We start from the raw sequence: 18667 nt of genomic DNA on the forward strand, positions 1-18667 counted from the left end.
AGGACTGAGGCGTCGCAATGACAGAAGTAACAACATTGCATAATTCAGTAATCATGATGGTTGATGATGAATCCATTATGGTCGAACTGATTCAGATGTTCCTTGAAGAAACGGGATACAAACGGTTCTATGGCATTTCTGATTCTTTAGAAGCGATTAGTGAAATACACCTTAGGAAGCCTGATATTCTGTTGCTAGATTTAGTGATGCCCGGTATTAATGGTTTTGAAATACTGAAACAACTCAGAGCACACCCTCAAACGGCCCACTTACCGGTCGTTGTTTTAACCTCATCAAGTGATTGTGAAACTAAACTCAAGGCTTTAGAACTCGGTGCGACTGACTTTTTGGCGAAGCCTGTAGATCAAAGTGAGTTGGCTCTTCGCATCAGAAATACCCTTACATTTAAGGCCTACCAAGACCAGCTCGCTTATTATGATTCTTTAACAGGGCTTCCTAACCGTAGACTTTGTTTGGAGCGTCTCAATAATGCTATTTCTCGTTTTCAAAAAGTAAATGGCTTTCTATCTGTACTTAATATTAGGTTAGGCCATTTCAGGAAAGTGGCTGATACTTATGGCCCTGAAATTAGTGATGCGCTCTTGAAAGAAGTATCAGAGCGTTTACTCGATTGTGTTCGTTCTTCTGATATTGTTTCCCATGGTGGGGATTATGATCCTAGCCGTATTACAGCGCATTTAGGTGGTGATGAGTTTTCGATTTTATTAACCCGTATTCAAAATGAAAATGATGCGTCGTATGTTGGCGAACGCTTAGTCCAATCTTTTGATAAACCTCTGTGTGTTGAAGGTAGAGAGATATATATGCCTCTGAGTGTTGGTATAGCGGTGTATCCTAGTGATGGTGATAATGCTGAAATATTACTGAGTCGGGCGAGTAGTACCGCTGACTTGGTTGTTGATGAAGGGGAAAATGGCTTTCAATTTTACTCGGATGAAGCAAATACTCATCTGAAAGAAAAAATGGAGTTAGGTCAAGATCTGCGAAAGGGGCTATCGAATAAAGAGTTTTACTTAGTGTATCAACCGCAGGTTGATGCCGTTTCTCAAAAGGTTAAAGGTGCTGAGGCTTTATTACGTTGGAACCATCCTTCAAAAGGCGTTGTCGCACCGAATGTGTTCATTCCTTTAGCAGAAGAAAATGGACTTATGATTGAGTTAGGCACGCGAGTCTTAAGGGAGGCTTGTCAGCAGTCGGTATTATGGGAAAAAGAGGGAATTGAAGATTTAACGGTTGCTGTAAATGTATCAGGGCGTCAGTTTAAAGCGGATAATTTCTTTGATACAGTAAAACGAGTGATCGCTGAAACGGGTGCTGCCCCGTCTAATATTATGATCGAAATTACGGAAAGTTTGGCGATGTCTGATGTTCATCAGGCGATTGCTGTTCTTCTTCAGTTAAGGGGTTTTGGGATATCGGTATCGGTTGATGATTTTGGCACAGGTTATTCGTCATTGAGTTACTTAAAAGATTTTCCTATTGCTGAATTAAAAATAGATAAAGCATTTGTGGATGGTCTACCAGATAATCTAGGTGATCAGGCTATATCCTCTGCTATCATCTCGATGGCAAAAAAATTAGGTTATAAAATAGTGGCAGAGGGTGTTGAAAATAAACAGCAGGCTGATTACTTGAGTTTTGTTGGTTGTGATTTAATTCAAGGGTATTTTTATTCTAAACCTCTTTCAGTTAAGGAATTTAGTGAGTTCTATTTTCGTGAAGATACAGTGCTCATTCAGGGAGCTCAACTCTAATGCTATTGACGGATAGTCCGCATAAGTCAGCGGACTTAAGCCAAGCTAAAATTTTGATGGTCGATGATGAGCCGAGTACGTGTGAGCTTATCGAGATTTTTTTAACCGACGCTGGATACCATAATTTTACAGCTATCCAAAAGCCGACTGAGTTTTTTACTCAGCTGGAAAGGATTCAACCTGATCTTATTTTGTTAGATCTGCTGATGCCTGAAATGGATGGCTTTCAAATTCTTCAACAACTACGACAGGGTGATTCTACCCGTTACTTACCGGTTATTGTATTAACAGCAGCATCAGATCCTGAAACAAAGCTGCGATGTTTAGAGCTTGAAGCTACAGAATTTTTGGCAAAACCGGTTGATCAAGGGGAATTGGTATTAAGGGTTCGAAATACTTTAATGGTCAAGGCCTATCAAGATCAGCTGGCATATTACGATGATCTAACAGGCTTACCCAATCGGCACTTATTTGCTGATCGTCTTAATTGGTCTCTAGAACAGAGCCAGTTCAATAAGAGTAAGGCTGCGGTCTTGCACCTGAGTTTAGATAAATTTCGATCAATAAATGAATCTTATGGACCCAGAATGGGTGATAGGTTACTTAAAGTTGTATCTGATCGTATTCTTGGTTTTTTGAAACAAACGGATGTGGTGAAGCGTGCAGGTGATGAAGATCTTTGGAAGTCGGTCGCACGCACCAATGGAGATGAGTTCTCCATCCTACTCGCATCGGCAAGTCGTATAGAAGACGCATCTTTTATAGCAGCAGGCATAGTCGATGTGGTTGGCCAGCCTTTCTTATTAGATGGTATTGAATGTTATGTGAGCTGTAGTATCGGCATTGCGATGTGCCCAGAAGATGGAATTGCAGCTAATGATATTCTCATGAATGCAAGTAATGCATCTCAATATGCAAAGCAACAGGGTGGTAACTGTTTCCAGTTTTTTGCATCGGATGTAAACCGTCGTTTGAAAGAAAGTCTCCATATTCAAGGGCAGATGCGTAAAGCTATAGTGCAAAACCAGTTTGAACTTCATTATCAACCTCAAATATCTAGCTTTAATCATGATGTCATTGGTGTCGAAGCACTACTTCGCTGGGAACATCCTGAATTAGGCGCTATTTCGCCCTCTTATTTTATTCCTTTAGCTGAAGATGCAGGATTGATTGTCGAGATTGGGGAGTGGATTTTTAGGCATGTTTGCTGGCAAGCAGCTAAGTGGCAGAATGAGTTAACTAAAGATTTTAAAGTTTCCACAAATGTGTCCAGCATTCAACTGAGTTCAGCTAATTTTGTGCCTTTTATTAAACAGTGCATTGAAGAATCAGGTGTTGATCCTAAAAAGGTAGTGATTGAAATTACCGAAAGCATCGCAATGGCTGATTTTGATAATAATTTATCGATTCTGAAACAGATTACTGATTTAGGGCTAACGATTTCAATTGATGATTTTGGTACTGGTTATTCCTCTTTAAGCTACATAAAGAACTTCCCTGCAAAAGAGATCAAAATTGACAAGCACTTTATTGATGGTATTCCTAGTGATAAAGGGGATGTCGCGATTGTCGATGCAATTATTACAATGGCGCATAAGCTTGATTTTACTGTAGTTGCTGAAGGTGTTGAAACCGATCTGCAAGCAGGTTTTCTAGCAGGGAGAAATTGTGATGTGTTACAGGGGTATCATTTTCATAAGCCTCTCACATTAGTAGAGCTGAATAAATTGATTGTGTAAGCTTTTTAGTAGCTGATTAAGTTTCTAGAGCTTTTCATTGTGCGTCATTTTCTAAATATATTCTTAGTTTTACTTTATGAATGCCTGTCTCTCAGGCTAGAAAATGCGGCTTACATTTCTTAGTGTGGGGTTAAACGTTGTTGTAGGCCATCAAAGCACGGGCAAATTGATCCTATCCCTTAATAAACCATTCATCTTTTTGATCTCGCACAGCTTTTTATCGAAATTCAATCTTATGGCTACTATCTACTGAAAGGGTGTGTCCAGTAATGTACTAGTATTGTTTATAGTCAGAGAGCTGGAGATCTCATGGGAGACCTTAAGGTAAACCGATTAATTATTTTATTGGTTTGGGGTGTTCTATCTCTCCTTGTTATCGCGTTGGTGAGTGTTTACGGATATACCTATTATTCGGAACACGTGAAGTTCCAGTCCTATCTGCAACAACTAGAATCTCAAGTTCTTGATCAAGAAAAACTGCATACGAAAGAAGAAACGGATAAAGCCGCAAATAAAGTGGAAGCGGCGTTTATAAATACAAAAGATTTTCTTAAAGACAGTGCTCGCTTAGAAGTGAAAAGGGGCATTGATGTTATAAATCATCTACATACCAGCTATTCGAGCACGCTTCCTCAAAGTGAATTAAAAAACCTAATCAAAGAAGCTATAAGACCTGCGCGCTTTTTTATGGGAAGAGGGGCTTGTTACTTTGTCCTGTGATGTAATACCTTAGTGAGTATAAGTTTCCATATAAGAAGAATTATTTAGGAAGGATGGAATGAAAGACGGTATTAAAAGAGCGATTACTATCTCTACGTTAGGTTTAGCCTTAACAGCACCTTCTGTGATGGCTCAAGAGCAGGTTTCACTGTTTGCAGCAAACAGTTTGCAAGTGGCATTAATGGAAGTAACCGCTGATTTTAACAAAGCTAATCCGCTAGATATTAAGACTAAATATGCCTCAAGTGACCTGTTGGGGAAAGCGATAGCCGGTGGGGAGCAGGCTGATGTTTTTGTATCGGCTAATATGGGGGCTCCTCAGAAGCTAGAAGCACAAGGTTGGGGTGGGCCAGCTGTTATGTTTGCCCGCAATAAGCTGTGTGCGCTTGCTCAGCCAGAAGTGAAAGCCAGTACGGAGACTCTGATAGAAGCCATGTTGGATGATAATGTTCGAATTGGAGCATTTACACCTAAGGCCGATTCAAGTGCTGAATACGTTTGGGAAATGTTAGCCAAAGCTGAGATTGTAAAGTCCGGGAGCTTTAATGTTTTATCTAGAAAAGTACTGACTTTAAACACAGACGAAGAGAGCCATAAAACCCCCAAGGCGCTAAATCAATATGCGATGGCTATGGATGAGAAAAAAACGGATCTACTTTTGACTTACTGCACAAATGCTTTCTTAGCGAAGAAAGATCTACCCTCATTACAGGTTATTCAGATTCAGCCTGAGATGCTTGTTGGTGGCGATTACGGTTTACTGGTAAGAAAAGAGGCACCTGAGAGCGCATGGAAATTGGCGAAGTATATTTTGTCGCCAGAAGGCCAGAAAACGCTGAACTCATACGGTTTTGTGACGATTCCGTCTGATAAAAAATAAGTCGTTATCTCTAAATAATAGATTGTGTCAGCAGGGTTATGGACGAATACCTTAACCCCGCTGGCAGGTCATACTCTCTTCTATTTTTGACCTTATTTCTCGCCTAAGAAACCACCGGTTTGGTGTGCCCAAAGTTGTGCATAAATCCCTTTTGACTGGATTAATGCTTGATGATTACCTTCCTCAGCAATATCTCCTTGATCTAGTACGACCAAACGATCCAAAGCGGCAATGGTGGATAGACGATGGGCAATGGCGATAACCGTTTTCCCTTGCATCAACTTGTACAGGCTGGCTTGAATCGCCGCTTCGACTTCTGAATCCAGTGCGGACGTCGCTTCATCCAATATGAGAATAGGGGCGTCTTTCAATAAGACACGTGCAATAGCGATACGTTGGCGTTGACCACCGGAGAGCTTAACACCACGCTCACCCACATGGGCATCGTAGCCACAGCGTCCTTGAGGGTCGGTTAGGCCAAGAATAAAATCATGTGCTTCAGCTTGTTTAGCTGCTGTAATCATCTCATCCTCATTGGCATCAGGACGTCCATAGAGAAGGTTCTCACGAACAGATCGATGAAGCAGAGCCGTATCTTGCGTCACCATACCGATGTTGGCACGTAATGAGTCCTGAGTGACTTGGCTTAAGTTTTGCCCATCAATCTTAATACTGCCGGATTCCACCTCAAAGAAGCGCATCAGCAGATTTACAATAGTCGATTTACCCGCGCCAGAGCGCCCGACTAAACCAATTTTTTCGCCAGGTTTAATCTTAAGGTTTAACTGCTCAATAACCTTTTTGTCTTCGCCGTAATGAAAGCCAACTTGATCAAAATGGATCTCGCCTTTTGATACCTTAATCTCTTTGGCATCGCTTTTATCTTGAATCTGAAGAGGCTGCGATAAAGTGGCCATACCATCCGCTACGGTGCCTATATTTTCAAACAGTGCACTGATCTCCCACATGATCCAATGGGCCATGCCGTTCAGGCGAAGTGCTAACGCGACAGAGATTGCAATGGCACCAACAGAGACGGAATCTTCCATCCAAAGCCAGATTGATAACGCCGCCACAGAAAAAGAGAGTAGGTGGTTTATACATTGAACGCTTAAGTTGAGTCCTGTCGCTAGGCGCATCTGAATGTGGACAGTACGCATAAACTCATCCATACCTTCTTTAGCGTATTCCGCTTCTCGGTTGGTATGCGAGAATAGTTTGACCGTTACGATATTGGCGTAAGAATCGACAATACGGCCGGTCATCATAGAGCGTGCATCGGCTTGCTCTGTGGATATCTTTTTTAGCTTGGGTACAAAATAAGATTGGATTGCAATGTAGCACACGAGCCAGATCAGCATAGGCAGCGTTAGCAGCCAATCGGATTGGCCAACTAACACCAGCATGGAAAAGAAATAGACAATCACAAACATCATGACGTCTAGTAGTTTCATCACCGATTCACGAACGGATAAAGCTGTTTGCATCACTTTGGTTGATATGCGCCCAGCAAAGTCATTCGCATAAAATGACACACTCTGCTTGAGTAAGTAGCGATGCGCCAACCAGCGAATCGACATAGGGTAGTTACCTAGAAGCGTCTGGTGGGTAATTAATGAATGTAAAAGTCCCGCAAGAGGAAGTGCAACCAGCGGCACTAAGCTCATTAATAGAAGCGTATCGGCTTGTTGGTTTAAAAAGCTCTCTCGGTCCTGAGTCGATAGCCAGTCTACAAGCTGCCCCATAAACCCAAATAGCGTGACCTCTAAAATCGCAATGGTTGCCGTTAATAAAGACATCAGAATAAGAGGGCCTTCAGCGCCTTTCGTGTAGTGGCGACAAAACGCGTAAATACCTTTAGGTGGTTGGCCGGGTTCTGCTGGGGGAAAGGCGGGGATCAGCCTTTCAAAAAATGAAAACATAAAATATCTCAGTTGAACGATTAAATTGAGCTATATAAGTAGAGCTATCTAGTAAGTAGAGCTATTAAGTAGAGCTATGTCACAGGGCTAAAGGTTGAATCGTTGGGTATCAGTGTCATGTTTGAACAAAAAATCATTTTAAAGAGGGTGAACAGTGATAACAAAGGCGTTAGTCATTTATAAAAAGCTTAGTCGGATATCACTTTTAACGCGTCACCTAACTTAATTTCACCGGTCTTGAGTATTTTGCAGCACAGACCACCGTGGCCAAGCATCGCGCTAACACCTCCAGCGCCTAAAGCGGTTTCCATTCTACTGCAAGGGTGGCAGAGTGCTGTCGCTTCAAAAATAGCTTCCCCAATGCTGAACTGTTGATATCTTAACGCATTGAGGTTAATTCCTGATACCACTAAGTTTCTACGTAACAGCTCAGGGACGATATTTTCTTTCTGGCTGTAGATGGCAATTTGTTGAATGAACTCTTCTGAAATTAGAGTCACTTGCCGCGCTGAACCTAAGGTTTTCGTACAGCGGTGATCACCTTCCAAACCACTATCCTTAATCGCAATGACGCTCTCCAATGAGTGCATATCTTCCTTACGTGTATGTCTCACGCCTATCCACTTCAGATGACCTTCAGGTAATGACTTTGCATAGCGTAGAAAAAGCGTTTGCAGACTCATACTGACCTCGCATTAGAGTTTTTCATAAACAGGAAAGTTTACTCCCCATCTTGCTTAGCGATGACATTGAAATCCTCTTCGGTTATGGAGGATTCATCATCGAGCACAGACCGTTGAATCAAAAGTTCTATAGGCTGACAGCAAATCTCACAGTCTTGAATCATCTGCTGGTCAACATCTTGGCTTGGATCCATCTCTACAGAGTTTTGTTCCATGCAATAGGGGCATTCAAATTGCAGAATCATGCGTATCTCACATTAGAATCAAGCTTATCTGACATTAAAAGCAGCCTTTTTAACAAGTAAAAAGCGCTTGGGGATAACCTTTTCTAGACAGCGAAATACAGTGAAGGTTCCGTAATAGGATTATTAGTGACTGTGTACTTAGGGATTAAAATGATCATTCTTTTGAATAATATTGTTACTTTTAAAGGAATGGCCTTATCGATGAGTAAATCGCAGGTTATTTTGCTGAAATCAGGAAAAATACAAAAATTACTACTGCTTTTCTTTACCTAAAATAGGCCTTTCAAATAAGTATAACTTAGGTTTGTTACATTACTATGTTCAATAAAAAACTAAGCATTGCAGCACTGGCATTAAGCACAGTAGCGAGCGGTTCTGCCTTCGCAACTGAAAATGATGGTTATAAAGTAGATTTGGATCTACGCACTTTTTATATGGATCGTGACTGGGAAGTGGGTGAAGATACTTTAGCCGCAGGTCAGGCATTTAAACTGAGCGTTGCTTCGCCTTATTACGGTGGTGTGATCGGCTTTGATGCAACAGTGACACACGTTGTTGAATTGATGGATGATAAAACAATCCGTTCTTCAGATGTATTAACGCCTGAAGGTAATGGTTATACAACAGTAGAAAACCTATACGTTAAATTGAAACCTGCGGAGAATGTAAATCTTCGCGCGGGTCGTATGGTTATGATGACTCCTTTGTTAAATGATCTACAGTCACGTTTGTCAGCACCGAGCACGCAGGCTGTGTTTGGTGAAGCTAGTTTTGATAATGCGGGTGTATACGCGTTTTATTCTGATGAAGCGTCTAAAAACAACAGTGAAAGTTTTACTGAATACCGTGCAAACGGCGAAGACTATTCCATTGCTTCTCTAGGGGGTACATACAAGTTTGCGAATGGTGTTAGCTCACATATTCAATACGCTGTAGCAGATGATTACCTAAAACAGTCTTTCTTTAATGTTACGTACTCGACAAAACTGTCTGACTATGATGTCACGCTAGATGCGATCCACATGCGTGGCTCTGATGATGGTGCGCTTTATGGCAGTGATTACGACAGTAACCTGACGAGCTTAACCGCTAAGTTTGCTAAAGGAAATTGGGCATACACTGTGAACTACCAAACGGTAGGCGGTGATGACGGCTATAACATTAAATGGGGCGGCCAAGATGATACGCAGTTCTTCACTTATGGTGCCGTACAGCTATTAGACTTTAACGCGAACGATATTCAAGCGCTTCAGTTCCGCGTTGATTACGATGTACCTTCTCTACCGGGCCTTCACTTAATGGCTCGTCATACAGAGGGTTGGGATATTGATACAGGTAGTGTGACTGACGGCGAACGTAGAGAAACCAACTTTGATGCTAAATACACAGTACAAAGTGGTAAAGCTAAAGATCTAAGTGTGCAGCTACGTGTTGCGCATGTTGATGGTAACTCCATTCCGCGTATCAACGATGTGCGTTTGATTATGGATTATCCTATAAACTTGCTTTAAGACGTCCCCCTACATCTTAAAACTTGTTTAGCAAATAAGGGCCGAAAGGCCCTTTTTTGTGTCTGTTTTTAGGCTTAAACACTCCCTTCCGATTCGATGACAAGCACCCTAGCTTCCCCCTGAGGGTGGGCAACATGTTCAGTCCCAACGGATGCATAAAAAATATCCCCCACTTCTAACAAAGTGGACTGTTCCGATCCATCTTCCTTGAAACGCATCTCTACTACGCCATCAAGCACTACAAAAACCTCTTCACCCTCGTTTACATGCCAGATGTAAGGCTGATCCGTCCAATGTAAACGTGTTGTTATGCCGTTCATATTAGCTATATCTTGTGCCCCCCAAGCTTTATCAGCCTTGAATTGCTTACTGCGGATTATTTTCATCGTTATTCCAGCTATTAGTTATTCCGGCTATGGTTATTCCGGCTATGGTTATACCAACTACAGTCAGGTTTAAGCGGAGTGCTTTCTATCTATGGGTTACGTGGCACACGTTATAGGCAAGCTATAAGAAAAGTACTCGGTATCTTTGATGAATCCCATTTTTTCATACAGCGCTTGTGCTGATAAATTGTCATGAGCGGTCGCTAAATCAACGCGGATCGAGCCGGTGCTTTTAGCTAACTCGATTGAGCAGTTAATCAAACTGTTCGCAATGCCCTGTTGCCTATGCGATGGCACTACAAACAGGTCATTCAATACGATGACCTTACCGAGGGAGACAGAAGAGAACGTATGATAATTTAAGACAAAACCAGCGGGCTCTTCATCCACGTTATAAGCGATGAAAACACTGGCTTCGTCATTAGCTAACCGCTCATTTAAGTAGTCACGGTGCTTTTGTAACGCTGATGGTTGTTTATAGAAAACCATGTATTGATCGAACAGGGTGACTAAATCATCTAATTCGGCTATCGATACTCTTTTTATATTCATGGTTACCTTGGTGTTGTTTGCTCTTTTTGGTCATTAGCAGCCGTAAAAGGGGAAGGCTGTGCCAAGTAGTGTTACTTAAATTTGAGCTTACCTTAAGGGCTTTTTCTAATCGAGTTTAGTCTTTCTGTTCTTGTTGCAGTTGTGGATTTAAGTCAGGCGTTCAGTCCTTAAGGTGAAACAGCAGCTCTTCCCCTTAAAAATACACTCTTGTAAAAATAGCTTTTGCTCCTGTTGTAGGAAGCCACCCTTTATGCCCGAAGGGTGCCAGTGCGAGTTTTTTTAATTAAGCAGGTTGTTGAATCCAATGGGGTCGCATGTTTGAATAGTTTGGCTACTTATTTGAAAAGATTAGTTACTTATTAGTCAAAGGATTTGATTACATGTCGATAATGAAAGGGATTTTTCTAACTGCTTTACTCACCTTTACTATTTCTGGTTGCTCACCAAGTAATAAACAATCGCAAACTTCAATCCAATTACCCTTAGGTAGGTCGGCCCTTCAACTTGATATAGCAAGTAATGATCAACTCCTGGTAGGTGACTTTTTTCTCTTAAAAAGCGAAGAAGGGTATGTCAGTTTACAAAAAGCGAATACAAGAGATGAATTCAAACTTTGGGGTATAAGTACCAAGGATTACTTAGATCAATTGTATGGTACTGCAACGCCAGAAATTGAGGATATCGCTGCCGCTAAATCTGCATTAGCTGGCGATGTTATTCAATCCAAGCTAATTGCTCATGACCGGTATTTTGCTGTTTATCAAAAAGAAGTAGATAAACGAGAGCGTATTTTTTTTACAGATAAACAAAAGCCATCACTGATCTACTATATTTTGGAAACTGAGGGTAAGGATGCCCTTGAAATATTCTATGGAGAGAAATAAATGACTATACCTAGAGAAGACCAAAAGTACGTACGAGCCATTTTAAAAGCATTCTATGGGCAAGACGTTTCGGAAGGTATTCAAATTAATGACCGGACAGTGGATTTAATCGGTCAGATGTTAGAGAAAGCTTATAGTTGCACTGAATTAATCGAGCTCGTACCTAGACCTATTGCACCTATAGGAGCAAGGCCGGGGGTGAAGTGGGCGCTTAAGCAGATCAGAAAAACAGGCAAAAAACTATTAAGCAATCCGAGTGCGCAAGTATCACTAACTTGTAAAAAGGCCATTGCTTTCAGTTTTAGGGGAAGGCTAGAGATGGCAGGCTCATAAAGTTAGACGGCAGGGTTCGTGTTTGTAGTGGTTATTTATTTACGCTGTAGAACGCCAGACTGTATGCCCGTAGAGCGCATGAGCAAGTTTTTCGATGTCGTCCTTTTTTTCTTTCGCAGAAATCACACGAATCGCACGATTTAAACGTTTTGTGCGATAAGCTATAATCTTACTGTACTTTTAATTATGGAGCTTGGAGATGCAGACGTTAACTGCAAATGATGCGAAACGAAACTTCGGTGAGTTGCTTCTAAGCGCACAGCGTGAGCCTGTTAAGATCAGTAAAAACAGTAAAGATGCAGTAGTTGTCATGTCGATTAAAGACTACGAAGAATTGGAACTGATGAAAGCGGATTACCTTAAACATTGTTTCGAGTCTGCTAAGAAAGATTTAGCTAATGGTGACGCCGTTGATGGCGAAAACTATTTGAATTCCCTGTAGTTCCGAATATACGTTACAAACTGAGTACGTTAGCTCAAGCCCATCTTCTAAAGATTAAAAGATACACCATTAATAATTTCTCTGAATCCCAGTGGCTGAGCTACAAAGAGACCTTGCTGTCAGGATTCAAAATGCTCGCCGATAATCCGGGGCTTGGAAGAGGCTGCGATGATATTTATCCACAGGGCTTCTATTTCCCTGTTGGCAAACATACCGCTTATTTCCTTAAAGAAGACGACTTTATCTTGATCGTCGCCGTTCTAGGGCAATCACAACTGCCAGAGCAGCATCTGAATAGCTTTGGATCAGGTTTGTAGTTTTTATATAAGCAGCCGCTTGTTCTTTGTCTCGCTTCGCTCAATTCGCTCAATTCCCTGTAGGAGCTCAGCCTTTTATACCCGAAGGGTGCTAGAGCGAATGATCACCAGTCTGCTGAAGAGTTTCAGAACCTCCCACGCTGGTGCTGCTTCCAATATATTATTCTTTCATTGTTAGGCTTTCAGCCCTTAAGGGGAAACAACAGCTCTTCCCCTTAAGAATACACTCTTGTAAAAACAGCCGCCTGTCCTTGTCTCACTTCGTTCGATCCCCTGTGTTTCTCTAACTCAGTGGGACGGATATAAACTCGCCTTTTATACCTTAAGAAGGCTCAAACAAATATCCATCTATTCCAATGAGTTATGTGATACTCGGCTGCGTCAAAGGGGAGGGTTTGTGCCATTCGGGTGGTTTGAATTAATTGTTGAGGCTTTAACCCCTTTTCCTGTCTTAGCTTGATGGATGGGACTATTGGAGTGGTTGTCATGCTCCCTTATCTAGGTTAAAAATATTACTAAATCAGACAGATGGATGTCTGGCGTGGGTAGAGATAACTCATGCATAGTTTGTCACGGAAGAGATCACACAAGTTCACTAGTTTTTCCTTCCTTTTCAATCTATTACATCCTCTTTTAATGAATAACGGTTTGGGTCGATACATGAACCCCCCGTATATACAATTGTTAGATTTTTTGAGTTTCGGATTAAAAATGAAGATTAAAACTTTTGCATTAATGCTCTTATGTATGATCTTAGCTGCGTGCGGGCCGACAAAACCAGAATACCTTCGCAATGGTTCAGCACCTAGTTATAGTTTTATCGCAAATAATGATATTGAATCGGTAATGAATATTCTAGAAGACCGTTTTTATCAATGCTACACGTCTAAAATTACGGGTGACGGAGGATTGTTATCAACAACCTCATCAACGGATGAATTAAGTAAGGCAATCACATACTACGTCAAAGAACTTTCGTACGAACTTTATTTAATAGGTGTAACTGCAAAAAAATTATCTGATAACACAACAGAGATTAATGTTGCATACCATTCACCATGGAAATCATCTGCGTATGCGGTCGATCGTTGGATAAATGAGAACTATCTAGAATGTAGTTCTCATAGCCGCACGGATAATGGCGAAAAAGAAATTAAAACTTTACAAGAATTTAGCTTCACATCTCCTCTTCCTTTAGATCAAACGTTCTATGCTATCGCTGGAAATATGCGTCAGTGCCATGATGCAAAAGTAAGTGGTGGCTACGGTCATGTTAATTCAATAATCGAGCCTAATAAAAATAAAGGAACGATCACGATGAGACAAGGTGGCGGAATGCTTGGCCCTACCTATATTATGCGAATCAACCTGAGTTCTTCACCATCAGGTAAAACCGCCGTCCAAGTTAAACACCAAGATAATTACTCTGAAGAGGCAACCGCCATTAAAAAGTGGATGCTAGAAAATTATCAAACGTGTAGTTAATGATCTAACAAACAGAAAATGGGGTACGTCCCCATTTGCTTTTGTTAACCCTACAAGGATAGAGAATGAAGTGGACATCACAACGAGAACTGGCAAATAGTAAGATTATTAAGTCTTCCTATATATGGCTACTAGTAGTCCCTCTTTCAGCAAGGATGTTGGGCTCGATAGATGATGTTATTGACCTAACTTTTTTCGGTGCATCAGTGAAAGTTTCAACATCGCTTCCATTCTCGTGGCAACTCTTTTTCATAGCTGCATGCCTATTTTCAGTTGCCAATATTATCTACAGCATATTTTGCCCACTGATTGTAAAATCCTACTCACACTTTTCTGAGTTCGAATCTCAAGGAAAAACAAGACTGCAAATAAACCAAGCGATCAAAAATATCGTGTGGGACAACAAAAAACCTGGTGTAAAGCCTGAATATGTAAAGCAACTTTCCTCATATTTTAAACATTACAAAGATGGCTGCGAACGAAATGAAGAGGCCCTAGATTATGAAACTTTAGGCCTGCTAGATGATGTGACGGAGATAAAAGGAAAAAATAGTAACGCCTTTTACTTTGCTCACACAATATCAGACGTACACCATCCAAAGGCGATTAAACTGACTTTTGCGTGCTATATTTTGGGGCTAATTCTATTCGGAATAATAGCAATACAAAATCTGTGTTATGTCGTCGGTACAATGGGTTAACAATGCGCTCAAGCAAGGACGCGCTAACGCGCGCGGCTTAGCTTAGCGTTAGAATTTTTAAATAGTCCAAGGAAGTGCGATGAGAAGAGGACGATACTATCTAGGTCGAGTTGTTAAGGTTAATTTGGACCAGCAAAGCTTGATGGATGCAATAGCGAACTCACCTATAGTAAATATCGGTAAGTTTGATTGGGCTATAACCGATATTGAAGACAATCGGAACGAAGATATTCCCTATATTTTTGGGAAAGTTTCAAAATACGCTAAAAATGGGCACGCAAAAGTAATTGATGAGGTGAAGAGGTCGCAAGTAGAGGCTGATGTACCTAATTTACTTGAGGCAAGTTCCCCTTTTGTTTATTTGCCTGACTGCTCAGGTATAGCTTTTCTGCATGTTTGGAATGGAATTCAGGAGGACGTTTTTCCTCGGAGATTTAAGTCCATAATTGAGGCTGCCTTCGATAATTTCTTTGTAGCTTGCGATGTTGAGCCGATCACCGACTATCGTGCATTCACCAGTCGCTTGAAGAAGCTTAGTCAGTTCACTGAATTTTCTGCAACAGTATATCCACCTAATCCTCTATTTGGTCGTTTGTGGGGTAACTTAAACGAATACATCGGTAACAGGAACGCCACAGAAGTTACTGTTAAGGAACAAACATCCAAACCGGATGGTTTGAAATCAAAGCTTATTGAATTAATGGATAGAATAATGGAGTCACCAAGCTTTGAGTTAGAGGAGGTCCCCGCAGTGGGAGATGCTGCGATTTTGATGGCGGCAGACGGATATGGCAGGGGTAAAGTTATAGGAATTGAGCAGGGAGAGGAGGTAATCATTAAAACCAGTGACACTCAAAAAAGCTTCCTGCATTCTAAGGAGCCGATACCTAGTGAGTTAACCTTGAAGGCGAAATCCCAATTTGACAAGGTAACTAAAGAACGGGACATGCAGCACTGATGAAGGCTCTTTATTACCTGCGGGTGTTCTTTATTAGCTATGAATTTATTGTTCTATTGACGGCGTTTGGATTATATGTAGTTTGGAGTGACGAGGTTTCGTCTGTGTTTCAAGGGGTTAGAACGAGTGATGATGCGCTGAAGTGGCTAGTTGCATATCCTATCGGCTTGGCCTGTTGGATGCTCAAAGATGGTGTAGGTGTACTATTTCCTGATGAAAAAACAAATCGTATCCTACATGAGTGGCCAGAGTATTGGAGACTGAAAGCACACTTTGATGTCGGATTGTTCTATAGCATTTCTTTAACTGCGCCATGTGTATTGTTCTGGGTTTTTGATAAATTGAAAACCATAGAAGGCGCTTGGGTATTTGGTGCATGTGCGGTAGCTCTCTCGGTGTCAGCGTATAGTTTTTACGAAGCAAAAATTAAGTTAAAGAGCATCCTGATTCATTTAAATGAAGAACAAGATTCTAACAAAGATGTTAATTAGGTCGCTCGCAAACTCACGCTTTTTATGCGAGTGTTAACCAATCAAAAGCACTGATTCAATTGAAAAGCCTCTCGGTGGCACAAACCCTTAACCTTTGACGCAGCCGAGTATCTCGCTCAGGGGCTGAGCTCCAACGGGGAATTTCGCAAAGCGAAACAAGGAACAGGCGGCTATTTTTACAAGAATGTATTCTTAAGGGGAAGAGCTGTTGTTTCCCCTTGAGGGCGAAAGCCTAAAGAATAAAGCCAAACAACTCGCACACGGGGTGGCTTCCTACAACAAAAGCTCACTCAGCGGCATCAGGGAGAATGGGATACGTACCCGTTTTAAGCCCTTGATTTCTCGATTACCAAATCCAAATAACCCTCATCCAAACCTTTCCTCGAAAGGTAGTTGGTACCGCCTTTATGGATGACTATAAAGCCTTTCTCAGTGGCCTTTAGTTCATTGATATCGTTCCAGAGGATGCTTTGCTGGTGGTGAGAGCTGTCGCTATAGATACCTTGATCATCAATCCGAATATTGACTCGGCTACCGGCCCTACGACTGACCATTTGACGGGCTACCCACCAGCTTCGTTTAAAGCGAATGGATAGCAATTCGACAGCGCCTAGGGCGAGTAGAAACCATGCGACATAGGCTTCAAACTCTGCGGCAAAAAATACACTGGCCAAGATGATCAGTATTATCGCCTTACTGTATTTTTTGAGGCTGTTCGTAGTATCGGCCGATTCGTCAAAGCACTCAGTGAAGTATTCACGATTGAGGATATAGTGGCTGCTCTGATCGGTGCTGCTGTTATGGTCGGCGGTGTCTGTCATACTGTGGCCTAGCGATGGGCAATGTTGTAAGAGCGCTAGTTTAGCAAATTTGGCTAACGAAACTTAATCAGCGGCAAAATAAATGTGTTGGTGATAGAACAGTAAGGGTTAAAAACCTTTACTTATGATGATTAGTTAAGTGGAATTAGTAGCTTCTGATTCCATTCAAACTAAATTAGTGGCACAAGCCCTCTCACCTTTGACGCAGCCGAGTATCGCATAACTCCTTGGAATAGATGGATATTTGTTTGAGCCTTCTTAAGGTATAAAAGGCGAGTTTATATCCGTCCCATTGAGTTAGAGAAACACAGGGTATCGAACGAAGTGAGACAAGGAATAGGCGGTTAGGGGATTCTTAAGGGGAAGAGCTGTTGTTTCCCCTTAAGGGCGAAAGCCTTTGGCTTTAAATGTTTAAAATAAGAAGGTGTATCTTTCAAATAATAAGTTCATAAAATCACACAGCTCCATTCAAACATAAAGATCGCCCTTATAATGAAAGAGAAGATCAGTAATTTTGAAAACATCAAAAAGACCCACAACTCTATGATGGCACGATCATTCTCTCCCCCTTGGTGGGCCAAAAACCCACACATACAAACAATCCTACCCGTTCTAACAATGGTCGATCCCCCGCAGCTATCACGCCAACGCTTGGAACTATCCGATGGTGATTTTATCGATCTCGATTGGGTGAATGATCCTCATAGCATTGATAAGAGCACTGGTAAGAGCCCCGATAGCATTATTGTTATTTTGCATGGTCTGGAAGGTAGCTCCGGTTCTCACTATGTTCGCCGCTTATTAAACGATTGTCATCGGTTGGGTTTATGTGCGGTTGTGCATCATCATCGAGGCTGTTCTGGTGAACCGAACCGTTTAGCGCGTAGCTATCATAGTGGCGATACTCAAGATATGAGTGAGACCTTTGCGTACCTCCAGCAGCAGTTTCCTCAAGCAAAACTGTGCGCGGTGGGTTATAGCTTAGGGGGTAATGCGTTGACTAAGTACCTTGGCGAGTTGCAAGCGGATAGTGCGATAGATCGCGCGGTAGTTGTCTCAGCTCCGCTGCAATTATCAGCTTGTGCTAAACGCTTAGAGAAAGGCTTTTCGACGCTTTACCAATGGCATCTGATTAAGGCGCTTCGCGAGAAACTTACCGCTAAATTCAATCAAGGAACGGTTGTTGATCAAGCATCCGTCACGTTGCAGCAAGTTGATACGCTGAAAACGTTTTATCAATTTGACCATAAAGTGACAGCGCCACTGCACGGTTTTGCGGGTGTTGATGATTACTATGCAAAAGCCAGCGGGCTGGGTTCTCTGCTAAAAATTAAACGACCCACTTTAGTGATACACGCCGCTGATGATCCGTTTATGAATGAAGAAGTGATTCCTTCCGCTGATCAATGCTCGGCAGATGTCACTTATGAACTGCATCAACATGGTGGGCATATGGGTTTTATCGATGGCGGTTCTCTATTCAAACCCCGCTACTACCTAGAACAACGGGTTATCAGTTTTTTGATGGAGAGTGATGAGGGTTGTGGGTGAATGGAGTAAGGGCTGGAAGCTCATCAATAAAGAATAATATGTTGGAAGCCACCCTTTATACTCGCAGGGTGCCCGTACGAGGTTCTGAAACTCTTCAGCAGGCTGGTGATCATTCGCTCAGAGGCTGAGCTCCTACAGGGAATAGATGGATATTTGTTTGAGCCTTCTTAGGTATATAAGGCGAGTTTATATCCATGCCTTAGCCATCGAGAAACACAGGGTATCGAACGGAGTGAGACAAGGAACAGGCGGCTACGGGATTTTTAAGGGG

Annotated in this window: 20 protein-coding genes; 14 read left to right on the plus strand and 6 right to left on the minus strand. The window is 41.8% G+C overall.

Annotation, left to right across the window (positions count from 1 at the left end):
- Nucleotides 1–17 precede the first annotated feature (17 nt).
- The 4 genes from B4K11_RS06725 (at nucleotide 18) to B4K11_RS06740 (ending at nucleotide 5114) form a co-directional block, all read left to right on the plus strand.
- Nucleotides 18–1775, plus strand: a complete 1758-nt coding sequence (locus B4K11_RS06725; RefSeq protein ID WP_292952378.1) for a putative bifunctional diguanylate cyclase/phosphodiesterase — start codon at nucleotides 18–20, stop codon at nucleotides 1773–1775.
- Nucleotides 1775–3514, plus strand: coding sequence for an EAL domain-containing response regulator (locus tag B4K11_RS06730; RefSeq protein WP_292952381.1), 1740 nt, complete (start codon nucleotides 1775–1777; stop codon nucleotides 3512–3514). The genes B4K11_RS06725 and B4K11_RS06730 overlap by 1 nt, the downstream gene beginning before the upstream one ends.
- Before the next feature lie 309 nt (nucleotides 3515–3823).
- Nucleotides 3824–4234 carry a cache domain-containing protein gene (locus tag B4K11_RS06735; RefSeq protein ID WP_292952384.1) on the plus strand — a complete coding sequence of 137 codons (411 nt, stop codon included), beginning with the start codon at nucleotides 3824–3826 and terminating at the stop codon, nucleotides 4232–4234.
- Nucleotides 4235–4292: 58 nt separating this feature from the next.
- Nucleotides 4293–5114 (plus strand): molybdate ABC transporter substrate-binding protein, encoded by an 822-nt coding sequence (locus tag B4K11_RS06740; RefSeq protein WP_292952387.1) that lies wholly within the window; start codon nucleotides 4293–4295, stop codon nucleotides 5112–5114.
- A 92-nt stretch (nucleotides 5115–5206) separates the two neighbouring features.
- Here the strand turns inward: B4K11_RS06740 and B4K11_RS06745 are convergent, their stop codons facing one another.
- The 3 genes from B4K11_RS06745 to B4K11_RS06755 all read right to left on the minus strand — a co-directional run bounded on the left by B4K11_RS06745 (nucleotide 5207) and on the right by B4K11_RS06755 (nucleotide 7964).
- On the minus strand, nucleotides 5207–7036 hold the full coding sequence (locus tag B4K11_RS06745; protein WP_292952390.1) for an ABC transporter ATP-binding protein: 1830 nt from the start codon (nucleotides 7034–7036) through the stop codon (nucleotides 5207–5209).
- 188 nt (nucleotides 7037–7224) lie between these two features.
- On the minus strand, nucleotides 7225–7719 hold the full coding sequence (locus tag B4K11_RS06750; protein ID WP_292952393.1) for an MOSC domain-containing protein: 495 nt from the start codon (nucleotides 7717–7719) through the stop codon (nucleotides 7225–7227).
- Nucleotides 7720–7757: 38 nt separating this feature from the next.
- Entirely contained in the window at nucleotides 7758–7964 is a 207-nt protein-coding gene (locus tag B4K11_RS06755) for a CPXCG motif-containing cysteine-rich protein (protein ID WP_292952396.1), read from the minus strand.
- 317 nt (nucleotides 7965–8281) lie between these two features.
- Between B4K11_RS06755 and B4K11_RS06760 the strand changes: the two genes are divergently transcribed.
- Nucleotides 8282–9475: an OprD family outer membrane porin gene (locus B4K11_RS06760; RefSeq protein WP_292952399.1), complete on the plus strand. Its 1194-nt coding sequence runs from the start codon at nucleotides 8282–8284 to the stop codon at nucleotides 9473–9475.
- Nucleotides 9476–9549: 74 nt separating this feature from the next.
- On the opposite strand, the gene B4K11_RS06765 is transcribed toward B4K11_RS06760, so the two are convergent.
- Together B4K11_RS06765 and B4K11_RS06770 are read right to left on the minus strand one after the other, a co-directional pair.
- Nucleotides 9550–9861, minus strand: coding sequence for a cupin (locus B4K11_RS06765; RefSeq protein ID WP_292952402.1), 312 nt, complete (start codon nucleotides 9859–9861; stop codon nucleotides 9550–9552).
- Nucleotides 9862–9957: 96 nt separating this feature from the next.
- Nucleotides 9958–10413, minus strand: coding sequence for a GNAT family N-acetyltransferase (locus B4K11_RS06770; protein ID WP_292952405.1), 456 nt, complete (start codon nucleotides 10411–10413; stop codon nucleotides 9958–9960).
- 380 nt (nucleotides 10414–10793) lie between these two features.
- Between B4K11_RS06770 and B4K11_RS06775 the strand changes: the two genes are divergently transcribed.
- The 8 genes from B4K11_RS06775 to B4K11_RS06810 all read left to right on the plus strand — a co-directional run bounded on the left by B4K11_RS06775 (nucleotide 10794) and on the right by B4K11_RS06810 (nucleotide 16024).
- Nucleotides 10794–11297, plus strand: a complete 504-nt coding sequence (locus tag B4K11_RS06775) for a hypothetical protein (protein ID WP_292952408.1) — start codon at nucleotides 10794–10796, stop codon at nucleotides 11295–11297.
- On the plus strand, nucleotides 11298–11630 hold the full coding sequence (locus tag B4K11_RS06780; protein WP_292952411.1) for a hypothetical protein: 333 nt from the start codon (nucleotides 11298–11300) through the stop codon (nucleotides 11628–11630).
- Between the two features lie 199 nt (nucleotides 11631–11829).
- Nucleotides 11830–12072 carry a type II toxin-antitoxin system Phd/YefM family antitoxin gene (locus B4K11_RS06785; protein WP_292952414.1) on the plus strand — a complete coding sequence of 81 codons (243 nt, stop codon included), beginning with the start codon at nucleotides 11830–11832 and terminating at the stop codon, nucleotides 12070–12072.
- Nucleotides 12073–12092: 20 nt separating this feature from the next.
- Nucleotides 12093–12389 (plus strand): type II toxin-antitoxin system RelE/ParE family toxin, encoded by a 297-nt coding sequence (locus B4K11_RS06790; RefSeq protein ID WP_348703216.1) that lies wholly within the window; start codon nucleotides 12093–12095, stop codon nucleotides 12387–12389.
- Nucleotides 12390–13100: 711 nt separating this feature from the next.
- The gene (locus B4K11_RS06795) at nucleotides 13101–13874 is read left to right on the plus strand and encodes a hypothetical protein (protein ID WP_292952429.1); all 774 of its coding nucleotides are present in this window, start codon (nucleotides 13101–13103) and stop codon (nucleotides 13872–13874) included.
- A gap of 65 nt (nucleotides 13875–13939) precedes the next feature.
- Nucleotides 13940–14575, plus strand: coding sequence for a hypothetical protein (locus tag B4K11_RS06800; RefSeq protein WP_292952426.1), 636 nt, complete (start codon nucleotides 13940–13942; stop codon nucleotides 14573–14575).
- 79 nt (nucleotides 14576–14654) lie between these two features.
- Nucleotides 14655–15533 (plus strand): hypothetical protein, encoded by an 879-nt coding sequence (locus tag B4K11_RS06805; protein WP_292952423.1) that lies wholly within the window; start codon nucleotides 14655–14657, stop codon nucleotides 15531–15533.
- Entirely contained in the window at nucleotides 15533–16024 is a 492-nt protein-coding gene (locus B4K11_RS06810) for a hypothetical protein (protein WP_292952420.1), read from the plus strand. The genes B4K11_RS06805 and B4K11_RS06810 overlap by 1 nt, the downstream gene beginning before the upstream one ends.
- Nucleotides 16025–16350: 326 nt before the next feature.
- Here B4K11_RS06810 and B4K11_RS06815 read toward each other — a convergent pair whose 3' ends face one another.
- Complete coding sequence (locus B4K11_RS06815; protein WP_292952417.1) at nucleotides 16351–16845, minus strand: YcxB family protein; 495 nt, start codon at nucleotides 16843–16845, stop codon at nucleotides 16351–16353.
- 492 nt (nucleotides 16846–17337) lie between these two features.
- Between B4K11_RS06815 and B4K11_RS06820 the strand changes: the two genes are divergently transcribed.
- Nucleotides 17338–18396 carry a hydrolase gene (locus B4K11_RS06820; protein ID WP_292955867.1) on the plus strand — a complete coding sequence of 353 codons (1059 nt, stop codon included), beginning with the start codon at nucleotides 17338–17340 and terminating at the stop codon, nucleotides 18394–18396.
- Nucleotides 18397–18667: the final 271 nt, after the last annotated feature.

The sequence above is a fragment of the Neptuniibacter sp. UBA6509 genome (genome assembly GCA_002435145.1).
Classification (GTDB): domain Bacteria; phylum Pseudomonadota; class Gammaproteobacteria; order Pseudomonadales; family Balneatricaceae; genus Neptuniibacter.